At 64.0% G+C, this 5764-nt stretch carries 7 protein-coding genes and 1 pseudogene; 6 read left to right on the top strand and 2 right to left on the bottom strand.

Going from position 1 to position 5764, the window contains the following annotated elements; all coding sequences use genetic code 11:
- Nucleotides 1-94: 94 nt before the first annotated feature.
- Nucleotides 95-1579 carry a leucyl aminopeptidase gene (locus Q0X61_RS12390; protein ID WP_297743089.1) on the bottom strand — a complete coding sequence of 495 codons (1485 nt, stop codon included), beginning with the start codon at nucleotides 1577-1579 and terminating at the stop codon, nucleotides 95-97.
- Between the two features lie 37 nt (nucleotides 1580-1616).
- Here Q0X61_RS12390 and Q0X61_RS12385 point away from each other — a divergent pair, with 37 nt between their 5' ends.
- Nucleotides 1617-1970: a hypothetical protein gene (locus tag Q0X61_RS12385; protein ID WP_297743087.1), complete on the top strand. Its 354-nt coding sequence runs from the start codon at nucleotides 1617-1619 to the stop codon at nucleotides 1968-1970.
- A gap of 125 nt (nucleotides 1971-2095) precedes the next feature.
- On the opposite strand, the gene Q0X61_RS12380 is transcribed toward Q0X61_RS12385, so the two are convergent.
- The gene (locus Q0X61_RS12380; protein ID WP_297743086.1) at nucleotides 2096-2743 is read right to left on the bottom strand and encodes a DUF3043 domain-containing protein; all 648 of its coding nucleotides are present in this window, start codon (nucleotides 2741-2743) and stop codon (nucleotides 2096-2098) included.
- A 179-nt stretch (nucleotides 2744-2922) separates the two neighbouring features.
- Here Q0X61_RS12380 and Q0X61_RS12375 point away from each other — a divergent pair, with 179 nt between their 5' ends.
- The 5 genes and pseudogenes from Q0X61_RS12375 to Q0X61_RS12355 form a co-directional block, all read left to right on the top strand.
- The gene (locus Q0X61_RS12375) at nucleotides 2923-3750 is read left to right on the top strand and encodes a PspA/IM30 family protein (protein WP_297743084.1); all 828 of its coding nucleotides are present in this window, start codon (nucleotides 2923-2925) and stop codon (nucleotides 3748-3750) included.
- A complete protein-coding gene (locus Q0X61_RS12370; RefSeq protein WP_297743082.1) occupies nucleotides 3747-4052 on the top strand; it encodes a PspA-associated protein PspAA in 306 nt (101 codons plus the stop codon). Before Q0X61_RS12375 ends, Q0X61_RS12370 begins: the two co-directional genes overlap by 4 nt.
- Before the next feature lie 8 nt (nucleotides 4053-4060).
- On the top strand, nucleotides 4061-4861 hold the full coding sequence (locus tag Q0X61_RS12365; protein ID WP_297743080.1) for a glycerate kinase: 801 nt from the start codon (nucleotides 4061-4063) through the stop codon (nucleotides 4859-4861).
- A gap of 73 nt (nucleotides 4862-4934) precedes the next feature.
- The gene (locus Q0X61_RS12360; RefSeq protein WP_297743078.1) at nucleotides 4935-5285 is read left to right on the top strand and encodes an iron-sulfur cluster assembly accessory protein; all 351 of its coding nucleotides are present in this window, start codon (nucleotides 4935-4937) and stop codon (nucleotides 5283-5285) included.
- 202 nt (nucleotides 5286-5487) lie between these two features.
- A pseudogene (locus Q0X61_RS12355) lies at nucleotides 5488-5764 on the top strand (cytochrome c oxidase subunit II); the annotation flags it as partial.

Raw genomic sequence — 5764 nt, 5'->3', positions numbered from 1 at the left:
GCCACCTTGTACGCGCAGATGCCGCTCGACGAAGGGCTTGCCAAGCATGTAGCCCGTCGCTGAGCGGCATCTGGCCGCGTAGCCGTGTCGGGGGTTACTTCGCGGCTTGCTGCGCGAGTGCCACGAGAGTGCGCACGGCAACGCCCGTGCCACCCTTGGGCGTGTAGCCGAAGGATTCCGACGAGTCGGCCGGCCCGGCGATGTCGAGGTGTGCCCACGCGATGCCGTCGGGTACGAAGCGCTCCAGGAACGCTCCGGCGACGAGCGCGCCACCGTAGCGGGTCTTGCCGCCAGAGCGGAAGTCGGCGATGTCGGAGGTGATCTGTTCCCGGATGTGCTCGGTGATGGGCAGCTCCCAGAACTCCTCGCCGGCAGCCTCGGCGGCATCCAGCACGCGGTCCGTGGCGTCCTCGGAATTTGCCATCACGCCAGCGATGCGCGAGCCGAGGGCCACCATGCAAGCTCCGGTGAGGGTGGCCACGTCGACGATCATGTCGGGCTTGTCGGTGCCCGCGCGGGCGATGGCGTCGGCCATGACGAGACGGCCCTCGGCGTCGGTGTTGTAGTTCTCGACGGTCTGGCCATCGAACATGGTGAGCACGTCGTTGGGGCGGTAGGCGCTGCCTGACGGCATGTTCTCAGCCATTGCCGCGTAGGCGGTGACCTGCACCTTGACACCTAGTTCCGCGATAGCGCGGATGGCGGCAATCACGATGCCGGCGCCCGACATGTCCATCTGCATGCCCAGCATGCTGGCTGGCGGCTTGATGTCGAGGCCGCCGGAGTCGAAGGTGATGCCCTTGCCCACCAGCGCGAGGTGGAATTTCGCACCGCGCGGGGCGTAACTCAACCGCACCAGGCGAGGGGTGCGCTCCGAGCCTCCGCCGACGGCGAGGATGCCGCCGTATCCGCCCTTGGCGAGGGCCTTCTCGTCGAGGATCTCGACGGTGATCCGCTCATCCTTGACATACGCTTTCGCGGCCTCTGCAAAGGATTCGGGGTAGAGGAGATTAGGCGGGGTGTTCGACCAGTCACGTGCCTGGTAGACGCCGCGGATGTTCGCCTTGGCATCGACGAGCGCGTCACCGAGGCGCGAGGGGCCGACGACGGCGATCTTCGCGATCGGCTCAGGGGTTCCCTGCCCGGTGACCTTTCGCACACGGTAGGCACCGAGCGCTGCGCCCTCCGCTGCGGCTTGCAGCAGCTCGGGGTCGGTGAGCTCCAACGACACCGCGACGGTGAGCCCTTCCACGTCGGGTAGCTCGATCACCGCGCGTGCCGCCGCACCGACGGCACGGCGCAGCGTGGCGGGTGCCACGTCGGGTTCGCCCAGCCCGACGACGACCGCGCGGACGCCATCGGCATGCGGCAATACCGTCACCTTTTCCAGCGCGCTCGACGCGTGCATGGCAGCGGCAAGGGTCGAAACGTTGGCGTTGAACGCCTTGGTGTAGGCCTTGTCGAGTTCGGAGGTGCCACCCACGAGTGAGTTGGCGTCGCCGGCGGTGGCGAGGCCGACGATGACCACGTCGGCGTCCTTGGGTACAGATTTCGAGAGTTCCAACGAGAGTTCGTGCATTCTCCCACCTTATCCACGACGGGGTAACTTTGCCGTCATGGGAAAACGAATCGCCTACTGGTTGTTCATCGCAGTGGCCCTGGTCATCACCTGCTGGGGTGTGGTGGCCTACGTGCATCCGACGACGCACTGTGGTGAAGCGGAGATGGGGCCAGGCGACGTCTGCCATGGATCGACCTACACGGAAGTCAACACCGACGAAAAGCTGCAAACGTATGAGCAGCGCATCCGCACCGTGCGTGAGCAGACCCCGTTCGTCATTGGGATCGGGGTGGTTGCGACGGTGTTCGGCGTCATGTTGCTGGTGCAATCAGGCAAGCAGCGACATGGGGCCGTAGACGACCCGGTCCTCCTCCATGAGAGTGGCCTCAGCGACCCCGAGGTCCACTAAGTCGTCGTAGAACAGCGACATCCACTCCTCGGCGGCTTCTTTGGAGTCGAAGTGTTTCAAGAGGTCATTGCGTTCCAGCTCCGCACGGTCGAACGAGCCGGTGGCGGGCTCCCAATGGTAGCTCATCAGATCGGGTCTCCTCGCTTGATCCGGGGCAGGGGCCGACGGAAGCGTCGGATCATGATCGCGCGGTTCATCATGTACATGAGCAGGCCCTTGGTGTGCGCGTTCGGCACCCGCTCAGCGAGAAGCTTCTTGAAGCTACGCCACATGATGAAGATGTTGATGAGGGTGGCGAAGAAGAATCCCCACAACAGGAACGCGATGATCGTGGTGATCTCGACATTCGCCATGAACACGAACATGGCGGCCAAGATGAGGAGCATGAACGGCATCATGAACTCGGCAAGCGTCCAGCGCGTATCGACGAAGTCGCGCAGTAGCGTGCGCTCGGGGCTCTTCTCGATGCGTTCCCAGGCCTCGGTTTGAGCTTTGTACCGGGCTTCGCGCTCTGCCTTCTTGCGTTCTTTCTTGCTGAGGTTCGGGTGCAGGCGCTGCATGCGCGCCGCTTCTGCCTCCTTCCGGGTGGGTGTGGGCCCGGTTTTCTCGCCTCGACGAACCACCTTCTTGCCGGTAGGGGCCGACGTCGGCTCCTGCTCATCTTTGGATGTCGTCGCATTCGCGTCGGGGGCATTCTTCACCTTCTCGGGCACGGTCGAAGTGCGTGCCCGGGTGGATTTATCAGAGCGTTCATAGGGGCGGAAGAGTCCCACGCGTACTCCCTCACTGTGACGTACGGTAATGGCGAGGCTGCAGTCTACCCGTTGCGCTGCGGCGCTCGAAGTCGACGCCGGGCGTCTCGCGGAACTAGATTTACGAGGTACACAGTGGAGCTTGGTGCTGCGCAGCATGTACCTTTGATGTGGCAGACCCCTTCGGAAGGATAATTTTCGTGGCCGGCATCTTTGAACGCATTGCGATGGTGTTTCGTTCCAAGGCCAACAAAGCCTTGGATCAGTATGAGGACCCCCGTGAAACGCTCGATTACTCGTACCAGAAACAGCTGGAGCTTTTGCAAAACGTGCGCCGCGGCGTCGCGGATGTGGCCACCAGCCGCAAGCGGGTGGAGCTCCAAGCAAGCAAGCTGAACCAAGAGATTGACCGTCTCACGTCGGCCGCTCAGCGTGCATTGGAATCGAACCGAGAAGACCTCGCCCGCGAGGCGCTCACCCGCAAGTCGGGCCTGCAGCAGCAGCTCGCCGAATTGCAGGCGCAGCACGCCCAGCTGCAGCAGGAGGAGGAGAAGCTCGTTCGTGCGAGTTCCCGCCTGCAGGCGAAGGTTGACGCATTCCGCACCCGCAAGGAGACCATCAAGGCCACCTACTCCGCGGCTGAGGCGCAGACCCGCATCAACGAGGCCTTCACCGGTATTGGTGAAGAGATGAACGATATCGGTCTCACCATTCAGCGTGCGGAAGACAAGACGCTGGAGCTGCAGGCCCGCGCATCTGCCGTCGACGAGCTGGTTGCCTCCGGTGCGCTGGAGGACGGGTTCGGACAGGACGACATCACCCGGGAGCTCGACCAGCTGGCATCGAGCTCGTCGGTGGAGAGCGAACTTGCTTCGATGAAGGCGCAGCTTACGGGCGGTGCACCGGCACAGCCTGCCGCTATCGACGCGCCAAGCGAGGCGCTCAACCAGACGCAAGGAGCTACGCCGCAGCAGGCCCCTGCGGAGGAAGGTTCCGTTGCAGATCCGTATGGGGAGCCTCAGCAGTGATCATCCGAGTCATGGGCGAGGGGCAGTGGACCATCGACGTTGAGGCCCTCACGAATCTGAATGAAATCGACGAGCGTCTGGAACGCACCGTCGAGGCTGGCGACGAAGCGGCGATGCGTGAAGTGTTGCAGGAGCTGTTCACCCGACTGCAAGAGTTGGGCTCTCCCGTGCCCGACGATGTGCTGGCCGAGTCCGATGTCGTGCTGCCAGACCCGACGGCCAGCCTCGACGATGTCAAACTCGTGCTCGAAGCTACGCGCGACTATTACGGCGGTCTGCTGCCAGACGAAGTCCAGGAGTAGTTAGCAGGGTGCGGGTACTTGTCGCATCGGGTGCCGTCGGTGCGCTGCGGGCCCACGCGGCATCCGTCGTCGTCGCACGGGCGTTCCAAGCCCAGGGCGCTGAGGTCGCCGTGGTGGATCTTGAGGAATCCTGGCCCGTGCCTTCCACCCTCGACGAATTGGCCGACGTGCTTGCGCGAGGCGCGGATGTCGTTGATCTTCGGCAACTGGCGTTTCGCTTTGCCGATGCGCAACGCGCCGAGCAAGCGATCACCGGTCGCCGTTTCGTGGCCGTGGTGGCCGACGCGGACGTGGAGGTGCCGCTGACGGGCCTGGCGGGCACGGCGGTGCAGCGCTCCCGTGCGCGCGGCGACGATCTTGCTGCCGGCCTCGAAGCAGACGCCCAGGCGCGCGCCTGGCTCACCGCCCTCGGCGTGCACGACGAAGCAGGCGTGGGCGCGGTCAACGGGCTCGGCGCTTTGTTGCTGCGTGAGGGCGCGCAGTTGACGAGCGCGCTCAATCTCACCGTGGAACGCACCGGCTTCGCCAGGACCGCTAGGCAGGCCGATCTCATCGTCACGGGCTGCACCAACCTCGACTTCCACACCCGCGGCGGGCCGCTCGTCGAACGCGTCGTTCAGATCGCCGAGGAAGCGCTGCGTCCTGTGATCGTCGTGTGTGGTCGAAACTTCGTGTCGTCGCGCGAACTGCGCCTGTCCGGCATCGAGGCAGCCCACGCGGTGCATGCCGGCGATGACGCGCGCACCGTCGAAGAGCGAGATCTGGCGGAGTTGGCAAGGCGTGTGGCCCGTACCTGGTGGTTCGAATAAGGCAAGTGCTTGGAGTCACGTTGGTGGCCACGTACACTGGGGCGCGTTCAACACCCCTACTGATGGAGTCAGCGTGACTGAAACCCAGACTGATGCACCTACCGGCGTCACCCTCACAGAAGCGGCGGTCGATAAGGTGCGTGCTCTGCTCGAAGCAGAGGGTCGCGACGATCTGTCGTTGCGCATTGCAGTACAGCCCGGCGGTTGCTCCGGCCTTCGCTACCAGCTTTATTTCGACGATCGTGAACTCGATGGCGACCTGGCCACCGACTATGAAGGCGTGAAGGTGGTCACCGATCGGATGAGCGCACCCTACCTGGGAGGTGCGTCGATCGACTTCGTCGACACCATCTCGCAGCAGGGCTTCACCATCGACAACCCGAACGCGACGGGCTCCTGCGCCTGCGGTGATTCCTTCCACTGATCGCCGGTGATGTCGCGATCTACGCGACGAATCTTTGACGAACTAGCACCCCCGGGATGAATGACTTCACCCGGGGGTGCCTTTATGCGTTAAGGTGACCTTGCAGTGTTGTACACATCCAAGCGATGTGCGGCGAAAAGAACGTGGAAGGCAAACAGTGGTGAGAAGCAATCCTCCCCGGCCCCGAACTGGCCGCAGGATCATGGCGATCGCAGGGGCACTCGTGCTCCTCGGCCTGGCGGGTTGTAGCGGCCAGGGTGCGCGGTTCGGCCTGCCCGAACCGGCGTCGGAGCAAGCCCCCGCGATGGGCAACCTCTGGGTGGGGTTCTGGGTCACCGCCTTGGTGATCGGCGCCCTGGTGTGGGGCCTAATCCTCTGGTCCGTCATTCGCTACCGGCGTAAGGACGACGACGCCCCCGCGCCACGGCAGACGAAGTATCACCTGCCTCTTGAGCTGCTGTACACGCTCGTCCCGTTCC

This window comes from uncultured Tessaracoccus sp., from assembly GCF_947255005.1.
In the GTDB taxonomy this organism is placed as follows: Bacteria; Actinomycetota; Actinomycetes; order Propionibacteriales; family Propionibacteriaceae; genus Arachnia.
This window is presented reverse-complemented; position numbering and strand designations above follow the sequence as displayed.